Source organism: Amycolatopsis sp. NPDC114503 (assembly GCF_055633655.1).
On the sequence record NZ_JBVKDT010000022.1, the window covers coordinates 21,621 to 47,248 of the forward strand.

Below are 25,628 nucleotides of genomic sequence, written 5' to 3' on the forward strand. Positions count from 1 at the left end.
GCACTCACTCCCACCGGAAGAATCGGGCGGCGAGCGTCGAACACACGACGGCGAACACCGCGAGGGCCACCATCGGCAGCCAGTGCGGTGCGTGTCCGGCGGCGGTGTCGCGCAGGCTTCCGAGCGTCGCGCCGAGCGGCAGGACGTCAGCGATGTGCTGCAGCACCGGCGGCAGCTGCTCCTTGGGCACCCAGACGCCGCCGAGCGCGAGCATCGGGAAGAACACCGCCGCGCCGATCCCATTCGCCGCGCGGGTGCTCGGGACGAACGCGGCGAGCAGCGTGCCCACCGAGAACAGCGACACCGCGCCGAGCAGCGCGACCGCGACGAAGCCGCCCGGATTCTTCGGCAGGGCCATGCCGAGCGCGATCGTGCCCACCCCCACGACGAGCACGATCGCGACCACGGCGATGGCGAGGTTCACCAGCAGTTGCGCGGCGAGCAGCCGCGACGGCGACATCGGGCTCGCCGCCAGCCGCTTCAGCACCCCTTTCTCCCGGTGCGCGGCCATCGCGCCCGGCAGCATGTACACCGCGAGGATTCCGAGCAGGATCGCCACCGCCATCGGCGCGATCACCGTGGCCAGCGACGACTGGCCGCCGTACTGGGCGCTCGGCTCGCGCGACCCCGGCATCAGCCCGAACACCAGCACCAGCGCCAGCGGGATCCCGAGCACCACAGCGGGCGCACCGGGGTCGCGGAGGAAGATCTTCGCCTCGGCGACGGTCAGCTTCGACAACACTTCCGGTTCCCCCTCAGTCCAGTTTCCGGCCGGTCAGCGCGACGAAGGCGTCGTCGAGGCTGGCCTGCTCCACCCGCAGATCGCCCGCGACCACGTCGGCCCGGGCGAGGAACGACGTCACCGCTTGCAGTGCGCCGGCACCGCCGGTCACGACCAGATGCGCGCCGCTGCGCTCGACCTTGAGCACGTCCGGCAACCCGGCCAGTTCCCGAGGATCGACCGGCACGGACGGGCGGAACCGGATGTGCTGCTCCCCGCCGACGCGCCCGACCAGCCCCGTCGGGGTGTCGGTCGCGACGACGCGTCCGGCGTCGATCACCGCGATCCGGTCGCACAGCCGTTCCGCCTCTTCCATGAAGTGCGTGACCAGCACGACTGTCACGCCTTCGGCGCGGACCGCTTCGACGAGGTCCCAGGTGTCGCGGCGGGCCTGCGGGTCGAGACCGGTAGTCAGTTCGTCGAGCACCACCACCTCGGGACTGCCGACGAGCGCGAGCGCGATCGACACGCGCTGCTGCTGTCCGCCGGAAAGCTTGCGGTAGAAGGAGTTTCGCTGCTCGGTGAGCCCGAGCAGGTCCATCAGCCGCTCCGGATCGGCCGGGGTGCGGTACATCGCGGCGAACAGGTCGAGCACCTCGGCGACGCGCAACCGGTCGGGCAGCCGGCTTTCCTGCAGCTGGACGCCGAGGCGCTGGCGCAGCTCGCGGACGTCGCGCTTGGGGTCGAGCCCGAGCACCGAAACGGTGCCGCCGTCGGGGGAGCGCAGGCCCTCGACGCATTCGACCGTGGTCGTCTTGCCCGCGCCGTTGGGCCCCAGGATCCCGAAGATCTCGCCCCGCTCCACGGTGAACGAAACGTCTTCCACCGCCGTTTTCTCGCGGTAGCGCTTGCGGAGGTTCAGCACCTCGATGACCGGCATTGTCTGCCGTCCCCTCTCGAATCGCAGCGGTTGCTGTATTCGAGAATCCCGGCTGGAGCGGCCGATCGGATCAGCGGAACGGTGCGACTTCCGGTCCACCGGCTGTAAGCCGCGCATCCACCGATCGGTGGATGCGGAAGTAGATCATCGGGTTGTCGCGGCCGGTGTGGACGACGCTGTCGACGCCGAGTTCGCGCCTGAGTTCGTTGAGGCGAGCGTACGCGTGTTCCGCACGGGCGCGTGCCGCGGTGAAGTACGGATTCTGCGTTTTTTCCAGCCAGCGCACCACTTCGGCGCCTTCGGTGAACGGCAGCGGGGTGCGGCGGTGGAACACGTCGTGCACGCTGACCGCGGCGTCGATCTTCGGGAAGACGTCGGAGAGGTACCACCTCGCGAAGCGCGCGCCGTGGTCGGCGTCGACGAACAGATAGTCCACATCGGACATCCAGTCGGCGGTGAGGGTGCGCGCGTCGCCCTGGCGGAATTCCCAGCGGCCCTTGGCCAGCGCGTGCGGGACGGTCTTGGTGGCGTTGCCGATGAGGTCGATCGTGGTCAGCCTGCCGGAGCCGTTGTCCGCGAGCGCGCGCAGGAGCCAGCTCGTGGACCAGCCGTGCAGCGAACCGATCTCCACGACTTTCTCCGGGCGCAGGTGGCGCAGGAGCAGGTAGGTGATCTCCGCCTCGACGTCGTCGAGCTGGGTCTTCATCGCCGGATGCGCGCGGCGGTGCGCTCGCTGGGCGTCCTTCGCGGCGCGCAACGCTTCGGTGTGCTCGCGATACAGCGAGCACACGAGGTCGAGCGTCACCTGGTTTGCGGTTCGTTCCATGCCGCTGATCGTGGCCGGGGGAGCCGCTTCGGGTAATCCGGCTGACCGCCGGGCGGGGGTGGGGAATTCCCCCGTTCCTCGTTAGGGATGCCTGCGCCAGCCGAGTGTCATGTCCTTTGTGGACAGCCAGGCGGCGAGGTCGTAACCGTGCACGGCGAGGCCCTCGACGGCAGCGTAGGCGACTTCGAGCGCGTATTCGCCTTCTTCCTGGGAGAGCAGCTTCCCGGAAACGGCGGCGAGCAGCTCGTCGGTGTCGATCACCCGGACCGAGATCTTGTCCTTGAGCACGAGGTCGAGGTAGAGGTCGGTGGCCACCCAGCGCGGGCCGTCGCGGCGCACGCGCACCACGTCGAGGTAGAAGTCCTGGTCGCGCTCGTGGCCCGGGGCGAACCAGAAGTCGGTGATCCGCAGCCCCAGCTCCGGCAGCAGCCAGGACTCGAGGTAGTGGAACTGCGCCCGCCCCGGCGCGGGCCGCGCCAGGTACAGGCCGAACGGCTCCTCGCGGAACTCCTCCACGTCGCGGCGGATGCCCTTGTTGTCGATGTTCACGCGGGCGGCCGGGTCGAAGGTCTCGACCTTCGGCGGGTGCAGATCGGTCATCCGCCCATCCTGCCTTGCCCGCGCCCTTCGCGAGAATCGCCGGAAAGCCGGGTAGGGGCCCGGCCGAGAGGCTAAAGTTCGCGGGTCGTTCGGTTCTCCTGGGGGGACAAGCACTTGTTCGGGATCATCAGACCCTGCCGGCACCGGCTGGCCGGGCGGCTCCACGCGGACTGGATGGCTCACCTGTGCGGCCTCTGCCTCGCCCTGCGCGACCAGCACGGCCAGTTCGCCCGGGTCGTGACGAACTACGACGCGCTGATCGTGTCGGCGCTGGTCGAAGCACAGACACCGAGCGGACCCCGGCGCGCCGCGGGACCGTGCCCGTTGCGGTCGATGCGCTCGGCGTCAGTCGCGGTCGGCGACGGCGCCCGGCTCGCTGCGGCGGTTTCGCTGGTACTGGCTTCGGCGAAGGTCGACGACCACGTCGCCGACCGGGACGGTGCTTTCGCCCGGCGTCCGGTCGCCGGGGCAGCGCGTCTCGTGGCGCGACGCTGGGCCGCGCAGGGCGGTCGGACGGGTGCTGGCGTCGGCTTCGACACCGCGGTGCTGACCGAAGCGGTCGGCCGGCAGGGCGAGCTGGAGCGGGCGATTCGTCTTGGGGACTCGCCGTTGCTGGCGACTGAACCGGCGGAGCTGGCGTCCTCCGCGGCGTTCGCGCAGACCGCGGTACTGGCCGGACGCCCCGGCAACCGCGCGCCGCTCGCCGAGGCCGGGCGGTTGTTCGGCCGGGTGGCGCATTTGCTCGACGCGGTGGAAGACCTGGCTTCGGACGCCGCGTCCGGTTCGTGGAATCCGTTGCTGGCCGCGGGAACCGCGCTGGACGAGGCGCACCGGTTGTGCACGGACGCGGTGCTCGGGGTCGAGCTGGCTCTGCGCGAGGCGGAGTTCGCTGATTCGGCGCTGGTGCACGCGTTGCTGGTGCACGAGCTGCGCCAGGCGGTGCGGCGGGCGTTCGGGCATCACCAGTTGCATGGTCATAGGACTGGGATGCACGGGCAGCAGCCGCCGCCGGGGTGGATCGGGCCGGGGCCGACTCCGCAGCAGTCGCCTTATGGGCCGGGGATCGGTGCGCCTGGGCCCGGCGGGCAGCCGGGGTACGGGCCGCCGCCGGGGACGCCCGGGTACGGCCCGCCGCCGGGTTACGGCGCTCCGGTGCCTGGTTACGGGCCCGCCGGAATGCCGGGTCCCGGCGGCCCTGCTGGCCCTCCCGGACCAGGCGGCCCAGGTGGTCCCGGAGGACCTGGCGGCCCGGGAGGCCCAGGCGGCCCGGACGGCCCCGAACCGCCGGAGGACGGCGGCTCGCTGGACGGCAAGGGCGGCGCCTGCTGGGTCCCGAAATTCGCGGTCCCGCCGAAACGCCGGAACTTCTTCGCGGGCTGCGCGATCGCGACGTACATGTGCTGCTCGTGCCAGTTCTGCTGCCGCGACCCGTACCCGGGCCCGTGGAGCGGCGAACCGCACAGCGGCGCCTGCGACAGCTGTGACTGCTGCAACGGCTGTGACTGCGATTGCTGCAGCTGCTGCGACGGATGCGACTGCTGCAGCTGCTGACGACGACCACCCAGCGACCCCGGCCGCGCACCTACGCCAGAAGTCCGTGAGGGGAACCCTGACGGAATCTGATTCCTTCAGGGTTCCCCTCACGGACTTCTAGGTGGGCGCACGGCTCCTGCTGACCTTCGCCGCCGAGCCCACGCCCGGCCGGGCCACCGGCGCTCCGGCCTCGAATCCGCCCCGGAAGAGTGCCGGATCCCCAGCTCACACCGGCCGTCGCGGAAATTGTCGGTGCCCCGGCCTACCCTGGTTCTCGTGGCTTTCGCAACCGAACACCCCGTCCTCGCCCAGTCCGACTTCCGCCCGGTCTCCGAGGTGCCTCGTGCCGGCGGCCGGTTCGAGGTCGTCAGCGAGTACCAGCCCGCCGGCGACCAGCCGGCGGCCATCGACGATCTCGAGCGCCGGATCCGCGCCGGCGAGAAAGACGTCGTGCTGCTCGGCGCCACCGGCACCGGCAAATCGGCCACCACCGCGTGGCTGATCGAGCGCGTCCAGCGGCCCACGCTGGTGATGGCTCCGAACAAGACGCTGGCCGCGCAGCTGGCCAACGAGCTGCGCGAGCTGTTCCCGCACAACGCGGTCGAATACTTCGTCAGCTACTACGACTACTACCAGCCCGAGGCGTACATCGCGCAGACGGACACCTACATCGAGAAGGACTCGTCGATCAACGACGACGTCGAGCGGCTGCGCCACTCCGCCACGATGAACCTGCTCTCGCGGCGCGACGTCATCGTGGTCGCGTCCGTCTCGTGCATCTACGGCCTCGGCACGCCGCAGTCGTACCTCGACCGGTCCACGAAGCTGGAGGTCGGCGCCACGGTGGAGCGTGACGTGCTGCTGCGCGCGCTGGTCGACGTGCAGTACTCGCGCAACGACATCGCCTTCGCGCGCGGCACCTTCCGCGTCCGCGGCGACACGGTGGAGATCATCCCGGCGTACGAGGAGCTGGCGATCCGCGTCGAGTTCTTCGGCGACGAGATCGACAAGCTGTACTACCTGCACCCGCTCACCGGCGACATCGTGCGCGAGGTCGAGGAAGTCCGGATCTTCCCGGCCACGCACTACGTCGCCGGGCCGGAGCGGATGGAGAAGGCGATCCGCGGCATCGAGGCCGAGCTGGAGGAGCGGCTGGCCGAGCTGGAGAAGCAGGGCAAGCTGCTGGAGGCCCAGCGGCTGCGGATGCGCACCGCCTACGACATCGAGATGATGCGCCAGGTCGGATTCTGCTCCGGCATCGAGAACTACTCGCGGCACATCGACGGCCGCGGCGCGGGCACCGCGCCCGCCACGCTCATCGACTACTTCCCGGAAGACTTCCTGCTCGTCATCGACGAATCGCACCAGACGGTGCCGCAGATCGGCGGCATGTACGAGGGCGACATGAGCCGCAAGCGCAACCTCGTCGACTACGGGTTCCGGCTGCCGAGCGCGGTCGACAACCGGCCGCTGACCTGGGAGGAGTTCTCCGACCGGATCGGGCAGACGGTGTACCTGTCGGCGACGCCGGGCCCGTACGAGATGGGCCAGACCGGCGGCGAGTTCGTCGAGCAGGTCATCCGGCCCACCGGCCTGGTCGACCCGAAGGTGGTCGTGAAGCCGACCGAGGGGCAGATCGACGACCTGGTGCACGAGATCCGGGAACGCGCGGACAAGGACGAGCGCGTCCTGGTCACCACGCTCACCAAGAAGATGGCCGAGGACCTCACGGACTACCTGCTGGAGCTGGGCATCCGGGTCCGGTACCTGCACTCGGAGGTCGACACGCTGCGCCGGGTCGAGCTGCTGCGCCAGCTGCGCGCGGGCGACTACGACGTCCTGGTCGGCATCAACCTGCTGCGCGAGGGCCTCGACCTGCCCGAGGTGTCGCTGGTCGCGATCCTCGACGCGGACAAGGAAGGCTTCCTGCGCAGCGGCACGTCGCTGATCCAGACCATCGGCCGCGCGGCGCGAAACGTGTCCGGCGAGGTCCACATGTACGCGGACAAGATCACCGATTCGATGCGGTACGCGATCGACGAGACCGACCGCCGCCGCGCCAAGCAGGTCGCCTACAACGAGGAGCGCGGCCTCGACCCGCAGCCGCTGCGCAAGAAGATCGCCGACATCCTCGACCGCGTCTACACCGAAGCGGAAGACTCGGACGAGGCAGTCGCGGTCGGCGGCTCGGGCCGCAACGCCTCGCGCGGCAAGAAGCCGGAACAGGGCGACCGCGTCCGGAGCTCGGGCATGCTGACCGACAAGAACGTGTCGTCGATGCCGCGTGCCGAGCTGGCCGACTTGATCCAGCAGATGACCGACCAGATGATGCAGGCCGCCCGCGACCTGCAGTTCGAACTGGCCGCCCGGCTGCGCGACGAGGTCTCCGACCTGAAGAAGGAACTGCGGGGGATGGACGCGGCCGGGATCAAATAATTACCCCGTCGACAGCTGCGCGATCGTGGCGATTCTCCTGCGCGAGCCGGGCCGTGATCGGCTCGAAGAACTTCTCGCCGAGGCGACCGTGCCGAGAATCGGCGCGCCGACCTTGGTGGAGGTGGGCGTTGCCTTGACGGTGCGGCTCGGCTCCCGGGGGAGGCTGGCTTTGGCCAGGTTCATGCAGGGCAACCGCATCGCGGTCGCCCTTTCACCGAGGAGCACAGCGAGATCGCCACTGACGCTTTCAGCCAGTTCGGAAAAGAGTGCCATCCGGCGAAGCTGAATCTCGGCGACTGCCACGGCTGCGCCACCGCCAAGCTCGCCGGAGAACCGCTGCTCTGCCCCGGCGACGACTTCCCGCAAACCGACCTCGAGCTGGTCACACTGGAAGAAAACTGACGCCTGCCGGACCGGCGGAAGAAGCCTGGGCAGCCCCCGGCCCGGGGGTGCGCTCCGAACTGAGGCACCCCCGGTTCCCGGACCCTCACCTCGACTTTCACAGAAATATGCGGCCGAAGCAATGGGTGCGGGGGCAGAGCTGGGGCAAGAAAGTCTCTCGTCCCGCGATCGCCCCGGGGCCCGAGCCCGGGCTGCCCGGGTAACGCGCCAGGTCTGAGCCGAGCTTGCCCGGGTAACGCGCCGAGACTGCCCGGGTAACGCGCCGGGTCGGAGCCGAGCTTGCCCGGGTAACGCGCCGAGACTGCCCGGGTAACGCGCCGGGTCGGAGCCGAGCTTGCCCGGGCAGCACGCCGGGGGAGAGGTCAGCGCTTCAGCACCTTCTCCACGTACGCCTTCACCGCCGCCAGCGCCGGTTCGGACCGCCACAGGCGCTCCACCTGTGCGTCGTCGGAGACGCGGTTCTCCGCGATCCGCTGGTGGTACGGCTGCCGCAGCTGCTGCTTCGTGTGCGCGAAAGCCTCCGTGGGCAGTTCGCCGAGCCGGGCGGCCAGTTCGCGCGCCCGGGTGAGCACGTCCTCGGCGGGCACGACCTCGTCGACCAGGCCGCGATGGACCGCGTCGGCCATGGTGACCGTCGCGCCGCTGTAGATCAGCGACGGCAGCGGGTTCGTCCCGTAGGTGCAGCGCAGAATCTCCAGTGCCGACAACGGGAACGGCACGCCCACGAGCAGCTCCGTCACGCCGATGCGGCCGGGGCCGTCGGCGGCGATCCGGTGGTCGCACGCCGCCGCCAGGACCATGCCGCCCGCGATGGCGTGGCCGTTCACCGCCGCCACCACCGGGCGCGGGAAGCCGAAGACGGCCAGGAACGCGTCCGACAGCGCGGGCAGGAAATCGCCGACGTAGCGCGAGCCGCCCTCGTCGATGGCCAGCAGGTCCACGCCGGCGGAGAACATGTCGCCGGAGCCGGTGAGCACGACTGCGCGCGCACCGGCCGCGTCGGCCTCTTCGAGTCTGATCACCAGTTCTTTGCAGGTGGCGGTGTCGAGGGTGTTGCCGCGCCCGTGTTCGAGGGTCACGAGTGCGACGCCGGCATCGAGTTCCAGGTGGATCGTCACGCGCCGAACCGTACCGGACATCCGGCTCAGCTGGTGACGTCCTTGCGTGCGAACCGGCGGCCCGCCAGCAGCAGGAACACCGTCGTGTAGATCACCGACGACAGCACGCCGCTGGCCAGGTTCGTCCAGTCGATGTCGGTGGAGATCAAGTCGATCCAGGCGAACGAATAGTGCGTCGGCAGATAGTTCCGCAAGCCCTCCAAAGCGGTGATCTGGTCGAGGATCTGCGACAGGATCGCCACCAGCACCGTCCCGCCGACCGCGCCCAGCGGCGCTTCCGTCGACACGCTCAGCAGCAGCGCGAGACCGGCGACCCAGGCCAGCTGCACCACGATGTATACAGTGGACAACAGCAGCGCCAGCAGGCTGTCGCCGAAACTGACCGCGTCGCCGGTGGGGCTGATCGCGTCGCCCGCGCCGTACCAGATAATGCCGACCAGCAGCGAAACCACCGGCAGCAGCACGAGCGCGGCGATCGACAGCAGCCCGGACACCGCGGCCTTCTGCCGCAGCAACCGGTGCCGCGGCACCGGGATCGCCAGCAGGTACTTCAGGCTCGACCACGACGATTCGCTCGCGATCGTGTCGCCGAAGAACAACGCGACGATCATCGGCAGCAGGAACGTGCCGGACACGAAGAACGCGAGCACCACGAAGTTCGGCGCGCTCGCCGTCGCGAGGTCCACGAACCCGCCGGAGCGGCGGTTGGGACTGGACTGCCCGATCTGGAACGCCACCACGAGGATGAACGGCAGCACCGCGACGAACGCCAGCACCAGCTGGGTCCGCCGGCGGCGCAGCTGCCGTTTCAGCTCGACGCCCAGCCGCAGCGTCCGGTCGGCGCGGTAGCCCGCCACCGCGCCGTCCGGTCCGACCTCGGCCGGTTCCGCGGTGGCCAGGTCGCTCAGTTCCTGCAGTGCGGCCGGGTCGGTGTGCACCCCGCCGGAACCGTTGCCCTCGCTCATGAATCCTCTCCCACCAGCTGCAGGAACGCGTCTTCGAGCCGTCGTCGCGGCCCGGCCTGCTCGACCGCGACCCCGGCGCGCACGAGCGCGGCGACGGCGTCCGCGCGCGGCAGCCCGTCGAGATTCGCGTGCACCAGATCGCCCTCGGTCTCGATGTCCGACACCCCGCCGACGCTCTTGAGCGTCGCCGCGGCCGCCGCCGGGTCGCCGACCCGGAACGTGGCCTCGCCGCTCGAGGCCGCCAGCTCGCCGACCTCGCCCGAGGCCACGAGCCTCCCGCGGTGCATGACCACCACGTGCGAACACGTCTGCTCGACCTCGGCCAGCAGGTGGCTCGAGACGACGACGGTGCGCCCGGTGGCGGCGTAGCGCTGCAGGACCTCCCGCATCTGGTGGATCTGCGGCGGGTCGAGCCCGTTGGTCGGTTCGTCGAGCACCATCAGCTCCGGCAGCCCGAGCATCGCCTGCGCGATCGCGAGCCGCTGCCGCATGCCCTGGCTGTAGGTCTTCACCCGCCGGTGCACCGAGTCGCCGAGCCCGGCGATCTCCAGCGCCTCGGTGAAGTGCGCCTTCTCGACCGGCCGCCCGGTCGCCGCCCAGTACAGCTCCAGGTTCGCCTTGCCGGACAGATGCGGCAGGAACCCGGATCCTTCGACGAACGACCCGATCCGCGACAGCACCGGCGCGCCCGGCGTGATCCGGTGGCCGAACACGCGGATTTCGCCCGCGGTCGGCGTGATCAGGCCCATCAGCATCCGCAGCGTGGTCGTCTTGCCCGCGCCGTTCGGGCCGAGCAGGCCGAGCACCTGGCCCGGTTCGACGCGGAACGACAGGTCCGCCACAGCGGTGAAGCCGCCCGCGTACTGCTTGCGCAGCCCCTTGATCACCAGCGGAGTGTCCGCGAGTTCCGGGTCGACGTCGTGCGCTCGCCGCCGCCGGATCACCGCGACCACGACGACCGCGATCGCGATCAGCAGCGTCACGCCGATGCCGATCAGCTGCCCGACCGGGAGGGGAGCTCCGACCGAAGCGCCCGGCACCACGGGAACGGCGAGCGCGGCGCGCGCCGCGAGCCCGACCCGGAACACTCCCGGTTGCGTCGGCACCGAGTACGCCTGATCAGTCGTGCCGACGACGAGCCGCAGCGAATGCCCGGAGTCGATCGGCCGCACAACGCCCGGCAGCGTCACCGTGACGTCGACCGGCGTGCCGTCGGCGGGCAGCCCGGTGACCCGGAACGGCGCGACCGCGTTCGCGGGCAGCACGCGGGTGCCGTCCTGTCCGACGTCGTACAGCTTCGCGAACAGCACCGCCTCCGGCTGCGGATGCGCCGGATCAGTCGCGACTCGCAGCCGGACGGTGCTCGAACCGGACAGCAATACCTGGCTTTCGAACGGCGCGGTGCCGAACTGCGCGGCCTGTCCCGGCGGGTCGCTGCTGAACAGCGGAGCCAGCCGCGAGGTGCTGGACGCGAGCCCGTTGAGTCCCGGAATCCCGCTCACCGCCGCTGGATTCGCGCCAGCGGGCCGGACGATCGGCTGCGCCGGACCGCTGAGCGCCACCTGCTTCCGCTCGGTCCCGTCGCCGTTCAGCCCGGGGTACGCCGCGGTGTTGACCGTCCGTACCGACGGGGTTCCGTTGGCGCGCAACGTGCCTTGGACGTCGTAGCTGAACCCGTGGCCCGGGTCGCCCTGGCCGGTGAGCGACGACCACAGGAAGTCGCCGATCTTCGCGCGCAGCTGCGGTCCGGGGATGCCGCCGTCGTGCCCGCCGGTGTACCAGATCGTGCGCACCGATCCGCCCGCCGCGGTGATCTGCCGCGCGGTGGCGTCGGATTGGTCGAGGCCGAACAGCGTGTCGCTCTCGCCTTGGACGAGCAGCGTCGGCGCGGTGATCTTGCCGGTGACCGACGAGGGGGAGACGCGGTGCAGCAGCGCGACCGTTTCCGGGCTGGCCTTGCCGGTCGTCGCCAGTTCCGTGTACGCCTTGCACACCGCCGGGGTGAACCGTCCGCAAGGATCCGCGGACGGCCGCTCCGCGCGTGCCCCGGCCGGTGGCGCGGCGGCTTGCGGAGCGGTGCCTCCGCTGTTGCCCGCCGTGCTGCCGTTGTCGTTGGTCTTCTGTCCCGCTTCCGGCGCTTCGGCAGACGGCGTGCTCGCCGCGGCCGCGCCAGAACCGGCGGAGAAGAAGATGCCCGCCCAGGTCTTCTTGAAGACGCCGTCCGGGGAGAACGCGCCGGCCGCCGGAGTTTTCGCCGACGGCGCGGTCGCCGCCGCGGCGTTCGGCACGAGGGCTTGGCCGAGGTCGTTGTAGGTGATGACCGGCGCGAGCGCGCGCACCCGGTGATCGGTCCCGGCGAGCAGCAGCGACAGCGAACCGCCGTACGACGCCCCGGTCACCCCGATCTCGCGCTGGCCGTCGGCTCCGGCCGCCACTTCGGGACTTGCCGCCAGCCGGTCGACCAGGCGGCGCGCGTCGGCGACCTCGCCGTCCGGGTCGTTCAGACCGATTTTGCCGGTGCTGTGGCCGAATCCGCGCGCGGACCAGGTGAGCACCACGAAGCCGCGCTGGGCCAGTTCGCGCGCTTGCGGGTCCACACTGGACTTGTCGCCGCCGAAGCCGTGCGCGAGCAGCACCGCCGGTGCGGGCGTGTGTTCGGGGTAGTAGGTCGTGGTGTCGATCCGGACCTGATCGGGGGAACCGGGACCGGCGGGCGTGGAGACGAAGGCGTCCTGGGTCCGGACCGGCGCGGGGCCGCGGTCGCGGGTCGCCCAGACGGTCACCGCGGCGGCGGCGACCAGGAGCACGGCGGCGACGGCGGTTAGCCGGGAACCGCGGGTGCGGGGGAGCGGGAATCGGGGCACGAGGCGACGTTATGACGATTTTGCTGAGAACGGGTGGGTGGCTTTACATGGATTAGACATGGTTCACCCGCGGGTGTGGGGATGGGGAGGGGGGTGAGAGATGGGTATCGCGGAGAGAGGTGGGGTCGAGGAGGGTTGGAGAGTCGCCAAACTGTGTTTTTGGCGTCGGCTCCGCCGCCGCGTGCGGGATCGCTTTTAGCCGGCGTTTGGGGGTGAGCGGCGGGAGGGGCCTGCGGCCTGTCCCGCCGCTCACCCCCAAACGCCGGCGCGATCCCGCAGTTTCGGTCGGGTGGGGAAGGCGGGTAGGGGAAGGGGTGGCGGGTGTTGGTGGTGTGAGCGGAGAGTGTCCGGATCCGTCCGGTTCGGCGGTGGGACGCCCGGAGTGATGAAGGTGACACGGCCGGTTCGGTGATGTGGGCAACCTCGGCTGGCGTTTGCAGGCTGTAACCGGCAGACTGAACGCGCTGTGAGGGGAGTATTCCTTCGCGGCGGTGTCGTCAGCACGGTGTACCCGGCGAGTCATTCGCCCAGGTCCCCGGCACCGTCGGCCGGTTTCGTACCGGCGGGAGAGACCTCCGGTTAGTTGCTGCTGCGCACTATCCGGAGGTTTCAGATATGACCGTCCCCCTGTGGCTGTGGTTCGCGACAGTCGGCGGGCTGCTCGCGTTGATCGCCATCGACCTGGTGATCGTCGACCACAAGCCGCACGAGGTGACCACCGGCGAGGCCGCGCGCTGGGTGATTTTCTACATCGGTTGCGCCGTGCTCTTCGGCGCGGGCGTCTGGTTCTTCGCCGGGCACGATCCCGGGGTCCAGTTCTTCACCGGGTACATCACCGAGTACTCGCTGAGCGTGGACAACCTCTTCATCTTCATGATCATCATGACCTCGTTCAAGGTCCCCGCGATCCACCAGCACCGCGTGCTGCTCGTCGGCATCCTGCTCGCGCTGGGCATGCGGAGCGTGTTCATCGCGGTCGGCGCGGCGCTGATCAACCAGTTCGTGTGGGTGTTCTTCGTCTTCGGCGCGGTGCTCGTGTGGACCGCGATCAGCATGCTGCGCGGCAAGGGCGACGAGGAGGAGTACCACGAGAACGCGCTCACCCGCTGGGTGCGCAAGCTCTGGCCGGTCACCGACGACTACCACGGCCACAAGTACCTGGTGAAGGAAGGCGGCAAGCGGAAGATCACCCCGATGCTGCTGGTGATCATCGCGATCGGCTCGGCCGACCTGCTGTTCGCGGTGGACTCCATCCCGGCGATCTTCGGCATCACCCAGGAGGCGTTCCTCGTCTTCACCGCCAACGCGTTCGCGCTGATGGGCCTGCGGCAGCTGTACTTCCTGCTCGGCGGGCTGGTCACGAAGCTCGTGTACCTCAGCTACGGCCTCGCGGTGATCCTCGCCTTCATCGGCGCGAAGCTGGTGGTGCACGCGCTGCACGAGTACCACCTCGCGCCGGACTGGCTCGACATCAGCAACTGGATGTCCCTCGGCGTCATCGTCGTGGTCCTGACCGTCACCACCGTGGCGAGCCTGGCGAAAGCCAAGCGCGACGAACAGCGGGCGGTAGAGGCGAAATAGGTCGTTTGCCTTGCTAAGGATCGGGTACGGTCGTCGGCATGCGTCCTGCCGACATCGAAGTCCTCGCCGTCCCCGGCCGTCCCGCGCTGCGCGGTGACCTCCTGCTCGCCGCGGTGAGCAGTCCCGATCTGGAAGCCGACCAGTACCGCAGCGCGATCCGGCGGATCTCGTTGTCCGGCGGCGAAACTCCGTGGACGCACGGTACGCGCGACTCCGCCCCGGCGATTTCGCCGGACGGCCGCTGGGTCGCGTTCCTGCGCGCGGGCGACGGCAAGGGCGCCGAGGGCAGCCCGCAGGTGCACGTGATGCCCGTCGGCGGCGGCGAAGCCCGGAAGCTCACGTCGCTGCACCTCGGCGCGGACGCTCCGGCGTGGGCCCCGGATTCGCGCTGGCTCGCGTTCACCGCGCGGGAAGCCGAGCCGGGCCGCTACGGCACCGAGGACGCCGACGGCCGCACGCCGGAGCTCGAAGCGCCGCGGCTGATCACCCGGCTCGACTACCGCCTCGACAACATCGGCTTCCTGCGCGACCGGCCGAAGCGGCTGTTCGTGCTCGACACGTTCGAAGAGGGCGAGCCGGAAGCGGTGACGCCGCGCGATTACAGCGTCAGCCAGCCGGTCTGGACGCCGGACGGCGAGCGGGTCGTCGTGATCGTGCCGCACGACTTCGACCGGACGGAAACGCGCGAGCACGATCTCGTCGCGTTCCCGGTCGACGGCGGCGAACCCGAGGTGCTCGCCGCCTGCGCCGGGTACGCCGATCAGCCGGTGTACGCGCCGGACGGCACGCTCTACTTCGTCGGCACGTCCCATGAGGACGGTGTCGTCGTCGCTTCCAACTCCGGGCTGTACGCGGTCGTGCCGGACGGGAAACCGCGGCGGCTGACCGATGTGGAGACTGTCGACATCGAAATCGGCGCCGGTCCGGCAGTTCCGTTCGGCGACGAGGTGCTGGTCGCCGTGCGCAACCGCGGTGCGGTGGAACTGCGGGCGATCGCGACGGACGCCGACGGCGCGAAGTTCGACGAATTGCGCGTGCTGCATGCCGGGCATTCGGCGGTCCACGGATTCGCGGCGGACGGCGAAACTGTCGTCGCGGTTGTCGCCGGTCCGGACACCGCGGGCGAGCTGGTGGTGCTTGGTTCGGACGGCCCACGGGTGCTCACCGATTACTCGAAGCCGTTGCGGGACAAGGGTCTTTGCGAGGTCGTGGAGCTGGAAACGACCGCGCCGGACGGCTACCCGGTGCACGGCTGGCTCGTGCTTCCCGAGGGCGACGGACCGCATCCGGTGCTGCGCGTGGTGCACGGCGGGCCGTTCGCCCAGCAGGAATGGACGGTGTTCGACGAGGCCCAGGTATACGCGTCAGCCGGGTTCGCGGTCGTGCTCGGCAACCCGCGCGGATCGGCCGGATACGGGCAATCGCACGGTACTTCGGTCGTGCACAACATGGGCACCGTCGATGTCGACGACGTGCTCGCGCTCCTCGACAAGGCGCTGGAACGGCCGGACCTCGACGCGTCGCGGACCGGGATCATGGGCGGTTCCTACGGCGGGTTCATGACGAGCTGGGTCGCCGCGAAGCACCCGGACCGGTTCCGCGCGGCGTGGAGCGAGCGCGCGGTGAACGCATGGGATTCCTTCGCCGGAAGCTCCGACATCGGCTACTACTTCACCGAGGGCTACGTCGGCGCGGACCCGGAGGAACAGCGTCGCCGCAGCCCGCTCAGCTACGCCTCCGACGTGCGGATCCCGTTCGCCGTCGCGCATTCCGAGCAGGACTGGCGCTGCCCGCTGGAGCAGGCGCAGCGGCAGTTCGTGGCGCTGCGCCAGGCCGGCGTCGAGACGGAGTTCCTGCTGTTCCCCGGCGAGGGGCACGAGCTGACGCGCTCGGGCAAGCCGCGGCACCGGGTGCAGCGGTTCGAGGCGGTGCTGGCCTGGTGGGCGCGGCACCTCAGCTGAGCAGCGTGTAGTTCAGCTCCTCGCACACCCGCCCGAGCGGCACGTCGAGCCCCGGATGGTCCAGCGGAAGCAGGACGTCCGGGGCGATCGGCAGCGCCGCGCCCGCGGGCGGGTCCCACAGGCACACCGAGGGCCTGCCCGCGTCCATCGACGAGCGGTACCAGAGCCCGTCGAGGTCCGGCATCGCGCCGCGGATCGCCCGCGCCCAGGCCTGGGTGATTTTCTTCGGGCCGCTGGAGATCTCCTGCGACGCGCCGACCCGGGTCGGCCACAGGCCGGTGAGGTCGAGCAGCCGCAGCACCCGCGTCGGGCGCACCACGACCAGCCGGGGGCCGCGCGTCGTGCGGTCCACCGTGGAGGTCGTCTGGAACACCTCGGCGACGCTGGTGCGCACGGTCAGGCCGAAATACAGCACGCCGTTGCCCGGGTCGGTGACAGGACGGCCGCCGCGGCCGGGCGGCTGCTGGTCGAACCGGCCGTGCGGGAGCGGGCCGGTGTAGCGGAAGGTGTTCCACTGCTGCGGATGGTTGCCGTGCGCGGTGAAGATGCGGACCAGCCGGGTCTCGGGCTGCACCGAAACCACGTCGTGGCTGCGGTCCAGCCCTTTGACCAGAGCAGACCGCGCCGGAGGCGAGGGGAGCCGGGCCATGCGGGGGAGGTTGTCCGTCCTGTGTCGGGGCAGGGGGCGGGCCTGGCGCTCGGAGGGCGGAGCGGGCGCAGGCGGGAAAGGTCAGCGGGTCAGAACGGCGAGCCGAGCGTGGCGACGAGCCGGGCCACTTGCTCGGGGTCGCCGCCGGCGAGCAGCCACTGCCGCGGCGTGGCGGGCCGGTCGCTGATCACCAGGTCGGACTGCGGCGTGTTCATGAACGCGGCGACGACCAGCGCGGGCTGGTCCTCGGGGACGGCGCGCAGCACGGTTTCGAGGCCGGGCAGCACGCCCGCGCCGTTGAACTGCCACGCGGGCAGCCGCCATCCCTGGTCCTTCCAGCCGGTGAGCCTGCCTTCCTTGAGGCGGTGCCGGATCCGGCTGTCGTCGACGTTCAGCATCTCGGCGGCCTGGCCGACCGACAGCGCGGAATCGGCGAGCACGGCGTGCGCGGCGACGGTGCGCGCGCGGAAGTCCGGCTCGCCCTCGTCTCGCGGGCTCAGGTCGAGGCCCGCGTCGGTGAGCGCGGCCTGCTGGTCGGGCGAGAAGTAGTGCGAGGGGTCGGGGTTGGGCGGCGACAGCCTGCGGGCCGCGTCCTCCACGAGCGTGAGGAACTCGTTCGCGTCGGCCTTGAGGCCGGCTCTGGCGAGAACGTTCTCCAGCGCTATCGACATACGCTCAGCCTAGCGCGTGTGTGCGGGTTCGTGCGGTTTCTGGCCCTTTTGTGGGTGAATTCACCAAAGATCGCCACGCATCGCACAGAAGTCAACACGATGCGTAGGCGATGTCGGGACAGTCTGCCCCGCACCGGGTGGCTTGTCCAGGCTTTCGAGTGCTTGACACTCCCGGACCGCGGATTTACGTTGCGAACGAGTAATCGGTTTCCCGCCCTCGGGAGCGGCCCGTGCTCCGCCGTCCGCGGCGGAAGCTGGGGGGACAGGGGGTGGGGCGTGCCTGGCGGCTCGGCGGATGTCCGCCGGGCCGCCAGGCACGTCGTTTCCCTCGGATTCCGTTTTCGTCCCGGACGTGCTCGCCGGATTTCGCCGCGAGGTCCGGTGCCGGCGTTCCCCGGCACGGTCCGCTCAGCGGTGCGAGCTTTGCCGGTCGATCAGCTGCGCGTCCAGGGTCGTGGTGACCGGTTCGCGGGTGCTGTCGGCGATGCGGGCCAGCAGCAATTGCGCGGCGACCCGGCCGATCTCGTACGCCGGCTGCGCCACGACCGTCAGCGGCGGGTCGATCAGCGTCGTCCACGGTGCGTCGTCGAACGAGACGATGCCGATGTCGCGCCCGGCCCGCAGGCTCCGCTCCGCGAGCGCCTCCAGGACCCCGATCGCCATCGTGCTGTTCGCGACCAGCAGCGCGTCCGGCGGCTCCGGCTGGTCCAGCAGGTCCCCGGCGGCGCGGCGGGCGCCTTCCGAGCGGTATTCAGCGCGGCGGTAGACCGCGTTCTCCTCGCCGACCGCGTCGAAGTAGCCGGACAGCCGGTCGTCGGCGGTGCGCACGCCGGACGGCCCGGTCAGGCACGCCACCCGCCGGTAGCCGTTCGCGACGAGGTGCCGGGCCGCCTGCCGCGCGGCGCGGCGGGTGTCGACGAGCACCTGGTCGCCGTCAGTGCCGGGCAGCGGCCGGTCGACCGCGACCACCGGGGTGCCGAGCCGGCGCAGGCGCGTGACGTTCGTGGCCGGGCCGGTCGGGGAGAGCAGCACGCCCGCGACGCGTTCCTGCAGCGCGACGTCGAGGTACCGGCGCTCCTTGTCCTCGTTCTCGTCGGAATTGCAGAGCACGACCGAATACCCCGACACCTGCGCGAGATCCTCGACCCCGCGCGCGATCGACGTGAAGAACGGGTTCTCGACGTCGGAGATGATCAGCGCGAGCACCGCGGTTTCCTGGCGGCGCAGGTTTCTCGCCAGTCCGTTCGGGTGATAGCCGAGTTCCTCGGCGGCCTCGAGCACCCGAGCGGCCAGCTCGGGGTCCACTGTGGACTTGCCGTTCAGGGTCCGCGACACCGTGGCGGTCGAGACGCCTGCCCTGGCGGCGACGTCGCTGATCGTGGCCACCGAGCCTCCTCGTCCTGGCTTTCTTGACACCCCGGTGAGCGCAGAATACCTTGCCGGTAATCGTTTACCGTCCGCTTGCCGGGGGTGCTGTGATGCGACCGGGCCCGTTGCTCGGCATCGACATCGGCACGTCCAGTTCGAAAGGCGTCCTCGTGGGTGCGGACGGCACTGTACTGGCGCGCGCCGCCCGCCCGCACAGCACCTCCCGCCCGCGGCCCGGCTGGTTCGAGCACGACGCCGAGACCGTCTGGTGGGCCGGGTTCGCCGAACTGGTGCGCGAATTGCTGGCCGACGGCCGGAAACCGGCGGGGCTCGCGGTGAGCGGCATCGGCCCGGTGCTGCTTCCCGCCGACGCCGGCGGCCGTCCTCTGCGCCCGGCGATTCTCTACGGCGTCGACACGCGGGCCGGCGCGGAAATCGCCGAGCTGACCGCCGAACTCGGCGAAGAGTCCATTGTGGAACGCTGCGGGAGCGCGCTGTCGAGCCAGGCGGTCGGCCCGAAATGGCGGTGGCTGTACCGGCACGAGCCGGACGTCGCCGCGCGGGCCCGGCAGTTCCTGATGGCGAGTTCGTACCTCGTTCAGCGGCTGACCGGCGAATACGTGCTCGACCACCATTCGGCCAGCCAGTGCGACCCGATGTACGACCTGCGCACGGGCGGCTGGGCGGAGGACTGGGCCGCGCTCGTCGCGCCCGGGATCGAGCTGCCGCGGCTGGCCTGGCCGACGGAGGTCGTCGGCACGGTCACCGCTCAGGCCGCCGCCGAGACCGGCTTGCCGGTCGGAATGCCGGTCACCTGCGGCACGGTCGACGCGTGGGCCGAAGCGACCAGCGCGGGCGTGCGCGACCCCGGCGACACGATGGTCATGTACGGCACCACGATGTTCCTCGTCCAGGCTGTCGCCGAGGCCCGGCCGGTCTCCGGATTGTGGGCGACGCGCGGGGTTTTGCCGGGCAGCTACTCGCTGGCGGCGGGAATGGCGACGTCCGGCGCGATCACCGACTGGCTGCGGGAACTCTTCGACGGCGATTTCGCCGAGCTGGTCGCGGCGGCCGGACAGGTTCCGGCGGGCAGCCGCGGGTTGCTGATGCTGCCGTACTTCGCGGGCGAGCGGACTCCGGTGCCGGATCCGCTGGCGCGCGGGGTGATCGCCGGGCTGACCACCTCGCACGGCCGGGCGGAGCTGTACCGAGCGGCGTTGGAGGGAACGGCTTACGGGGTGCGGCACAACCTCTCCGCGATGGGCTCGCCCGCACGCCGCTTGGTGGCGGTCGGCGGCGGCACGCAGGGGCGGGTGTGGACGGGCATCGTGAGCGACGTGACGCGGACGCCGCAGCATCTTCCGACGGAGACTGTCGGGGCGTGTTTCGGGGATGCTTATCTGGCGGCGGTGGCGGTCGGGCTGGAGCCGGACATCGAGGCGTGGAACCCGGTCGCCGAGGTCATCCGGCCGGATCCGGAGCGGGCGGATCGGTACGACGAGTTTTACGCGCACTACCGGGCGTTGTATCCGGCGACGGTGGAGACGGCGCATTTTCTTGCCGGGCAACAGGATTTGGCGGCGGAGTGAGTTTGCGAGGCGAAGCAGGCGGCCGGGGTGAATGCGGTGCCGGTGGAGTCTCGCGCGTTCTTGTGCGGCAGCAGGATTTGGCGGCGGAGTGAGCTACTGCGCGAAGTAGGCGCTCGGGGTGAGGCCGGTGAGCGCCCGGCATTCGCGGGTCAGGTGCGGCTGGTCTGAGTAGCCCGCGGCGACGGCCAGGTCGGCGAGGGTCGCGGTGGCGGGTGCCAGCGCGATGGCTCGTTGGAGGCGGAGGATTCGGCGGTAGGTGGCTGGTCCGTAGCCGACTGCGAGGGTGAAGAGGCGGCGCGCCTGTCGTTCGCTGCGGTCTGCTTTGGCCGGGTGCCACGCGGATTGGGCATTGGCTGGATGCTGTGCGAGTCGCGCCAGCATCTGCTCCACCACTGGATCCGCTGCGACCGCCCGTTCTGTCGCGACGTCGGACATCGCGTCGGCGAGGTCGCGGCCGTTGAGGATCTCGTCGGCGAGGGTCGCGCCGCGGTGGTTCCACAGGTCCGTCAGGGAGATCCGGCTGTCGCGCAGTTCGTCCGCGCCCACGCCGAGCATCGCCGCCGCCGCGCCCGGTCGGAAGCGCAGGCCGCGCAACTGGGTACCAGGCGGGAACACCGACGTCCACGCCGCCGTGTCCGGTCCCGCGACGAACACCTCGCCGTCGCCCGCGACGAGGTCTACGCAGCCGTCCGGGACGATCCGTTTCGGGCCGGGCTCCACCGACTCCCAGCAGCACCGCACGAGGCGGCGCAGGGGTTCCGGCGGGAGGCTTTCGCGGTACACCCCACGATCATGCCCCGCGGGTACGACAGAATGCGTCCATGACCCCGATCGACGCCCTGGCCTGGGTCCACGTGAAGGACCGGCGGCTGCTGTCCGTCCGCACCTCCGGCAAGCAGAAGTTCTATCTCCCCGGCGGCAAGCGCGAACCCGGCGAGGGCGACGTCGAGGGCCTGTGCCGGGAGATCCGCGAGGAACTGGGCGTCGCGCTCGACCCGCTCAGCTTCCGGTTCTTCGCGCTGCTCGACGAGCAGGCCGACGGATTCGCCGACGGCCGCCGCGTCCGGATGACCTGCTACACCGCCGACCACGCCGGCGAACCGGAGCCGTCGGCGGAGATCGCCGAAGCCGCGTGGCTGCGCGCCGCGGACGCCGCCGCTTGCCCGCCGGCCGGACAGCGCGTGCTGCGGATGCTGTCCGAGGCCGGGCTGGTCGACTGATCACCCTGGGTCAGACGGGGTGTGCGCGAGAGTTATTGGCATCGTGCGTGGTGACCGTGCTCGTGAGCGAACCCCAGCTACCCCCAACAGGGTGAAAAGGAGCTCATTTTCCCGGGTTGGCTAACGCCGTGTAACGGTCTGGCGAAGAACCAGACGTCGCACTCGCGGGAAGTGCGCTCGAGAAGAGAAGACCTCTCCATGGGTGTTCCTGGCGCGACCCGGCCCACGGCGGCCCGGGGGGATTCGGGCAGGCTGCGGCCGCTCGGAAGCGTGGTGGTCGTGGTCGGCGTCATCGCCGTCGCGGTCACTGTCGCGTGGTACGTCATGCCGAAAGCGACCCCGGACCGGCCCGCCCCGGCCGCGTCGGTGCCGTCGGTGACCGTCGAACCGGCGGCGGTGCACGAGGTGAGCCGCACGGTCGTCTACGAGCTGACCGGCGGGGACGTCGCGCGCAACCTGACCTACGTCGCGACCGGCGGCGACCTCGAACAACAGCCCGAGGTGCGCCTGCCCTGGTCGGTGACGGTGGAGCGGAAGGCTCCCGCCGAACAGCCGGTGTTCAGCAGCCTGGTCGCGCAGAGCGACGGGGCGCTGCTGTGCCGGATCCGGGTGGACGGGCACGTGGTCGCCGAGAAAACGGTGTCGGGAGAGGGACGGCAGCTCAGCTGCAGCGCCTGATCCGCGCGCCGACGCTGTCCGGACGGACTTCTCCGGCAGCGCCGTGCATCCGTAAAGGTCCGTGAAGGACTCCTTGAGGGAATCAGATTCCCTCAAGGAGTCCTTCACGGACCTTCGGCGGAGCGGTGCGGTTCTGGCGCGGTGCAGCTCGGTCTGGGGCAGGATCACCCCGGTGAACGGTGCGATCGGGTTCGGGCCCGCGTTGATCGCCGTGCTCGTCGTGCTGACGCTCGCGGGCGCGGCCGTCGTCCGGTTCGGGCAGCTGGGGCAGGGGCGGGCGGTGCTCGTCGCGGCCGTCCGGGCCGTCGCGCAGCTCGCGCTCGTTTCGCTGGTCATCACCTTCATCCTGCGTTCGGATTGGCTGACCGGACTGTTCGTCCTCGCGATGTTCTCCATCGCCGCCGCGACGTCCGCAGGCCGGATCGGGGCGCCGCGGCGGATCGGGTGGGTCGCGCTGGCGCTGGCGTCCGGCGTCGTTCCGGTGCTGGGGCTGGTGCTGGGTTCCGGGGTCGTCCCGGCGAAGCCGATTTCGGTGGTGCCCGTCGCGGGGATCGTGATCGGCGGTTCGATGACCGCGACCTCGCAGGCGGCCCGTCGCGCGCTCGACGAGCTCGAACAACGCCGCGGCGAGTACGAAGCCGCGCTCGCCCTGGGATTCCTGCCTCGGCATGCCGCGCTGGAGATCTGCCGTCCCTCGGCGGGGCACGCGTTGATCCCGGCGCTCGACCAGACCCGGACGGTCGGGCTGGTGACGTTGCCGGGCGCATACGTGGGCGTCCTGCTGGGCGGGGCTAGCCCGCTTCAGGCCGGTACCACGCAGGTGCTGGTGCTGATCGGGCTGCTGGCCGCGGAATCGGTCGCGGTGCTGGCGACCGTGCAGCTCGTCGCGGCGGGGTTCCTCCGCCGCGACGAGTCCGCTCAGCCGAGCGGGGCCGCCAGGTGAGACCGGTCGTTGAAGCCGCGGATCAGCCAGTTTTCGCCGTGCACCACGAGGTGCGAGATCGATCCGTTGTCCGCGCCGAGGAACGCGAACCGCTCCAGCGCGCGGCTCGCCTGGGCGAACGCCTCGCCGATCACGCCGCCGTGGGTGAACACCGCGACCCGCTGGTCCGGGTGAGCCGCGGCGATGCGCGTGAGCGCGGCCCGGATCCGCAGGCCGAACGCTTCGTCGGATTCCGCGCCCGGCAGGACGTCCCAGCGCTGCTCTTCCCACAGCTTCCGCGCCAGCGGGTGCCCCTCGGCGGTGTGCTTGCGGAAGAGCCCGTTTTCCCATTCGCCAAGGTGGATCTCGCGCAGCTCCGGTTCGACGACGGGGGTGAGGCCGAGCTTCTCCGCCAGCGGCGCCGCGGTCTGCGCGGTGCGCCGCAACGTGGTGACGTACACCGCGTCGATGCGTTCGGACGCCAGCCGTTCGCCTACGCGCGCGGCGTGGTCCCGTCCTTCCGGCGCGAGGTCCGGGTCGGCCTGTCCGTCGACGAGATCGAACGGCTCGCTCAGCCGTTGCGGCATCGATTCCCCGTGGCGCACCAGGAAAATCTCGGTGGCGCCCGAGGGCGGGCTGAAGCGGTGCTGGCGGTACTCGACTTCCTGTTCGGGCGTGGTCATGCCCCGACCCTAACCGGTCGGTTCAGCCGAGTTGCTTGTCCACGAAGCACCATCGCCACGTCTCGCCCGGCTCGAAGCTGCGCATCACCGGGTGCCGGGTTTCGTGGAAGTGCTGCGAGGCGTGCTTGCCCGGCGACGAATCGCAGCAGGCGACGTGCCCGCACTTGAGGCACATCCGCAGGTGCACCCACGTCATCCCGGCCTCGATGCATTCGGCGCAGGAATCCTGGGAGCTGGGCTCCTTGGCAGGCCACTCGTGGCTGAGGTGCTTGCACGACCCGGCCGTGGCGGCGGGGGTGCTGAGTTCGCGTTCGGCCACCGGGGGTTCCTCCTCTTCGCGGTCGAGCATGGATTCTTCGATGTCGAGCCGGGCCAGCACGCGGCGCAGCACGGCGTCGTCGGCGGTGCCGCGGTCGCGCGCCTTCAGGAACTGTTCGCGTTCGGCTTCGAGCAGTTGGACGCGTAGCCGGCGGTAGGCGTCGCTCGGGGTTTCGGCGAGCGTGCTTTGCCGGCCGAGCTGTTCCCACGCGGCGTCGGACCGGCCCTGCAACCGGTCGCGCAGCCGTTCGATCACCTCGGGCGGGTCTTCCGGACGGCGCAGTTCTTCGAGCTTCGCGAGCGCGACGCGGGTCATGTCGTGCAGCACGGCGGCCTCCTGCAACGCGTCCTCCGCCGGGTCCGGACGAGGCAGCCGAAGCCGCCGGATCAGCGGCGGCAGCGACATGCCCTGCACCAGGAGCGTCCCGGCCACCACCACGACCGCGGCCAGCACGAGCACTGCCCGCTGCGGGGTGTCCGCGGGCAGCACGAACGCCGCGGCGAGCGTGACCACGCCGCGCATCCCGGCCCACGCGATCACCGCCGAGTAGCGCCACGGCCACACCTTGCCGCGTTCCAGGCCCAGGGTGTTCAGGAGGCGTTTCACCACGCCGATGCCGACCATCCACAGCATCCGGGTGAGGATCGTCGCGGCGAGCACGGCGGCGCAGATCCCGACGAGCTGCCACAGCGACAGCCCGCTCTTGCCGACCTCGTGCAGGATTCCCCGCACCTGCAGGCCGATCAGCAGGAAGACCATGTTCTCCAGCAGGAACTGGACGGTTTCCCAGTTCAGCCTGCTGGCCAGCCGCGACGGCCCGGACTGGATCCGCGGCGTCTGGTGCCCCTGGATGAGCCCGGTGACCACCACTGCCAGCACACCGGATCCGTGCACCGCTTCAGCCAGCAGATACGCCGCGAAGGGCACCGCGAACGACAGCGCGGTGTCGGTGAGCGTGTCCTCCAGCTTCGCGCGCACGTACGTCACGATCAGCCCGACCAGGAAGCCGACGACGATCCCGCCGACGGCCGCGAGCAGGAAGTCGAGGCCGACCTGCCAGAGGCTGACCGCGCCGGCGATCGCCGCGATCGCGGTCCGCAGCGCGACGAGCGCGGCGGCGTCGTTGAAGAGGCTTTCGCCCTCCAGCAGCCGGACGAGTTTGCGCGGCATCCCGACGCGCCGCGCGACCACGCTCGCCGCCACCGCGTCCGGCGGCGCGACGACCGCGCCGAGCGCGATCCCGGCGGCCAGCGGCAATCCCGGCACCACCAGCCACGCGACGAGCCCGACGCCGAAAGCGGTGAACACCACCAGCCCGACCGACAGCAGCGCGATCGGCCCGCGCAGCTTGCGGAACGCGACCAGCGACGTCTGCAGCGACGCCGAGTACAGCAGCGGCGGCAGCAGTCCGATGAGGACGATCTCCGGGTCCAGTTCGTACTGCGGCACCCCGGGGACGAACGACACCCCGACGCCGACCGCGACCAGGCACAGCGGCGCCGACCAGTCCATCCGGCGCGCGACGACGGTCACCAGGAGGACCGTCAGGACCAGCGCCACCAATTCCGCTGCGATTTCCACC

The 25,628-nt window shown here is 70.7% G+C and carries 22 protein-coding genes; 8 read left to right on the forward strand and 14 right to left on the reverse strand.

Annotation, left to right across the window (positions count from 1 at the left end):
* Positions 1 to 4 precede the first annotated feature (4 nt).
* The 4 genes from ACZ7OI_RS46960 to ACZ7OI_RS46975 all read right to left on the reverse strand — a co-directional run bounded on the left by ACZ7OI_RS46960 (position 5) and on the right by ACZ7OI_RS46975 (position 3,087).
* Positions 5 to 742 (reverse strand): ABC transporter permease, encoded by a 738-nt coding sequence (locus tag ACZ7OI_RS46960; protein ID WP_470270592.1) that lies wholly within the window; start codon positions 740 to 742, stop codon positions 5 to 7.
* A gap of 13 nt (positions 743 to 755) precedes the next feature.
* On the reverse strand, positions 756 to 1,661 hold the full coding sequence (locus ACZ7OI_RS46965) for an ABC transporter ATP-binding protein (protein WP_470270593.1): 906 nt from the start codon (positions 1,659 to 1,661) through the stop codon (positions 756 to 758).
* Positions 1,662 to 1,731: 70 nt separating this feature from the next.
* Complete coding sequence (locus tag ACZ7OI_RS46970) at positions 1,732 to 2,487, reverse strand: class I SAM-dependent methyltransferase (protein ID WP_470270594.1); 756 nt, start codon at positions 2,485 to 2,487, stop codon at positions 1,732 to 1,734.
* Between the two features lie 81 nt (positions 2,488 to 2,568).
* Positions 2,569 to 3,087 (reverse strand): ribonuclease FAU-1 family protein, encoded by a 519-nt coding sequence (locus tag ACZ7OI_RS46975; protein ID WP_470270595.1) that lies wholly within the window; start codon positions 3,085 to 3,087, stop codon positions 2,569 to 2,571.
* A 114-nt stretch (positions 3,088 to 3,201) separates the two neighbouring features.
* On the opposite strand from ACZ7OI_RS46975, the gene ACZ7OI_RS46980 reads away from it, so the two are divergent.
* Together ACZ7OI_RS46980 and uvrB are read left to right on the forward strand one after the other, a co-directional pair.
* Positions 3,202 to 4,638 (forward strand): DUF5685 family protein, encoded by a 1,437-nt coding sequence (locus ACZ7OI_RS46980; protein WP_470270596.1) that lies wholly within the window; start codon positions 3,202 to 3,204, stop codon positions 4,636 to 4,638.
* Between the two features lie 258 nt (positions 4,639 to 4,896).
* Entirely contained in the window at positions 4,897 to 7,056 is a 2,160-nt protein-coding gene (gene uvrB / locus ACZ7OI_RS46985; RefSeq protein WP_470270597.1) for an excinuclease ABC subunit UvrB, read from the forward strand.
* Here the strand turns inward: uvrB and ACZ7OI_RS46990 are convergent, their stop codons facing one another.
* From ACZ7OI_RS46990 to ACZ7OI_RS47005, 4 genes are all read right to left on the reverse strand, one after another.
* A complete protein-coding gene (locus tag ACZ7OI_RS46990; RefSeq protein WP_470270598.1) occupies positions 7,057 to 7,359 on the reverse strand; it encodes a hypothetical protein in 303 nt (100 codons plus the stop codon).
* A gap of 461 nt (positions 7,360 to 7,820) precedes the next feature.
* A complete protein-coding gene (locus ACZ7OI_RS46995) occupies positions 7,821 to 8,576 on the reverse strand; it encodes an enoyl-CoA hydratase/isomerase family protein (protein ID WP_470270599.1) in 756 nt (251 codons plus the stop codon).
* Between the two features lie 26 nt (positions 8,577 to 8,602).
* Complete coding sequence (locus ACZ7OI_RS47000; RefSeq protein ID WP_470270600.1) at positions 8,603 to 9,541, reverse strand: ABC transporter permease; 939 nt, start codon at positions 9,539 to 9,541, stop codon at positions 8,603 to 8,605.
* Positions 9,538 to 12,405: an alpha/beta fold hydrolase gene (locus ACZ7OI_RS47005; RefSeq protein ID WP_470270601.1), complete on the reverse strand. Its 2,868-nt coding sequence runs from the start codon at positions 12,403 to 12,405 to the stop codon at positions 9,538 to 9,540. Before ACZ7OI_RS47005 ends, ACZ7OI_RS47000 begins: the two co-directional genes overlap by 4 nt.
* 615 nt (positions 12,406 to 13,020) lie before the next feature.
* On the opposite strand from ACZ7OI_RS47005, the gene ACZ7OI_RS47010 reads away from it, so the two are divergent.
* Both ACZ7OI_RS47010 and ACZ7OI_RS47015 read left to right on the forward strand, forming a co-directional pair.
* Positions 13,021 to 13,986 (forward strand): TerC family protein, encoded by a 966-nt coding sequence (locus ACZ7OI_RS47010; RefSeq protein ID WP_470270602.1) that lies wholly within the window; start codon positions 13,021 to 13,023, stop codon positions 13,984 to 13,986.
* 38 nt (positions 13,987 to 14,024) lie between these two features.
* Positions 14,025 to 15,947 (forward strand): S9 family peptidase, encoded by a 1,923-nt coding sequence (locus ACZ7OI_RS47015; protein ID WP_470270603.1) that lies wholly within the window; start codon positions 14,025 to 14,027, stop codon positions 15,945 to 15,947.
* On the opposite strand, the gene ACZ7OI_RS47020 is transcribed toward ACZ7OI_RS47015, so the two are convergent.
* The 3 genes from ACZ7OI_RS47020 to ACZ7OI_RS47030 form a co-directional block, all read right to left on the reverse strand.
* The gene (locus ACZ7OI_RS47020; protein ID WP_470270604.1) at positions 15,940 to 16,596 is read right to left on the reverse strand and encodes an RES family NAD+ phosphorylase; all 657 of its coding nucleotides are present in this window, start codon (positions 16,594 to 16,596) and stop codon (positions 15,940 to 15,942) included. The genes ACZ7OI_RS47015 and ACZ7OI_RS47020 overlap by 8 nt on opposite strands.
* A gap of 89 nt (positions 16,597 to 16,685) precedes the next feature.
* Positions 16,686 to 17,267: a DNA-binding protein gene (locus ACZ7OI_RS47025; RefSeq protein ID WP_470270605.1), complete on the reverse strand. Its 582-nt coding sequence runs from the start codon at positions 17,265 to 17,267 to the stop codon at positions 16,686 to 16,688.
* Between the two features lie 408 nt (positions 17,268 to 17,675).
* Entirely contained in the window at positions 17,676 to 18,653 is a 978-nt protein-coding gene (locus ACZ7OI_RS47030; RefSeq protein ID WP_470270606.1) for a LacI family DNA-binding transcriptional regulator, read from the reverse strand.
* Between the two features lie 92 nt (positions 18,654 to 18,745).
* On the opposite strand from ACZ7OI_RS47030, the gene ACZ7OI_RS47035 reads away from it, so the two are divergent.
* Positions 18,746 to 20,224, forward strand: a complete 1,479-nt coding sequence (locus tag ACZ7OI_RS47035; RefSeq protein ID WP_470270607.1) for an FGGY-family carbohydrate kinase — start codon at positions 18,746 to 18,748, stop codon at positions 20,222 to 20,224.
* A gap of 93 nt (positions 20,225 to 20,317) precedes the next feature.
* Here ACZ7OI_RS47035 and ACZ7OI_RS47040 read toward each other — a convergent pair whose 3' ends face one another.
* Positions 20,318 to 21,007 (reverse strand): AraC family transcriptional regulator, encoded by a 690-nt coding sequence (locus tag ACZ7OI_RS47040; protein ID WP_470270608.1) that lies wholly within the window; start codon positions 21,005 to 21,007, stop codon positions 20,318 to 20,320.
* A 38-nt stretch (positions 21,008 to 21,045) separates the two neighbouring features.
* On the opposite strand from ACZ7OI_RS47040, the gene ACZ7OI_RS47045 reads away from it, so the two are divergent.
* The 3 genes from ACZ7OI_RS47045 to ACZ7OI_RS47055 all read left to right on the forward strand — a co-directional run bounded on the left by ACZ7OI_RS47045 (position 21,046) and on the right by ACZ7OI_RS47055 (position 23,065).
* Positions 21,046 to 21,444 carry an NUDIX hydrolase gene (locus ACZ7OI_RS47045; RefSeq protein WP_470270609.1) on the forward strand — a complete coding sequence of 133 codons (399 nt, stop codon included), beginning with the start codon at positions 21,046 to 21,048 and terminating at the stop codon, positions 21,442 to 21,444.
* A gap of 198 nt (positions 21,445 to 21,642) precedes the next feature.
* Complete coding sequence (locus ACZ7OI_RS47050) at positions 21,643 to 22,122, forward strand: MmpS family transport accessory protein (protein WP_470270610.1); 480 nt, start codon at positions 21,643 to 21,645, stop codon at positions 22,120 to 22,122.
* Positions 22,123 to 22,294: 172 nt separating this feature from the next.
* Positions 22,295 to 23,065 (forward strand): ABC transporter permease, encoded by a 771-nt coding sequence (locus ACZ7OI_RS47055; protein WP_470270611.1) that lies wholly within the window; start codon positions 22,295 to 22,297, stop codon positions 23,063 to 23,065.
* On the opposite strand, the gene ACZ7OI_RS47060 is transcribed toward ACZ7OI_RS47055, so the two are convergent.
* Positions 23,041 to 23,727, reverse strand: coding sequence for a histidine phosphatase family protein (locus tag ACZ7OI_RS47060; protein ID WP_470270612.1), 687 nt, complete (start codon positions 23,725 to 23,727; stop codon positions 23,041 to 23,043). The two genes, ACZ7OI_RS47055 and ACZ7OI_RS47060, sit on opposite strands and share 25 nt — an antisense overlap.
* Positions 23,728 to 23,749: 22 nt before the next feature.
* A complete protein-coding gene (locus tag ACZ7OI_RS47065; RefSeq protein WP_470270613.1) occupies positions 23,750 to 25,627 on the reverse strand; it encodes a Na+/H+ antiporter in 1,878 nt (625 codons plus the stop codon).
* Position 25,628 lies beyond the last annotated feature (1 nt).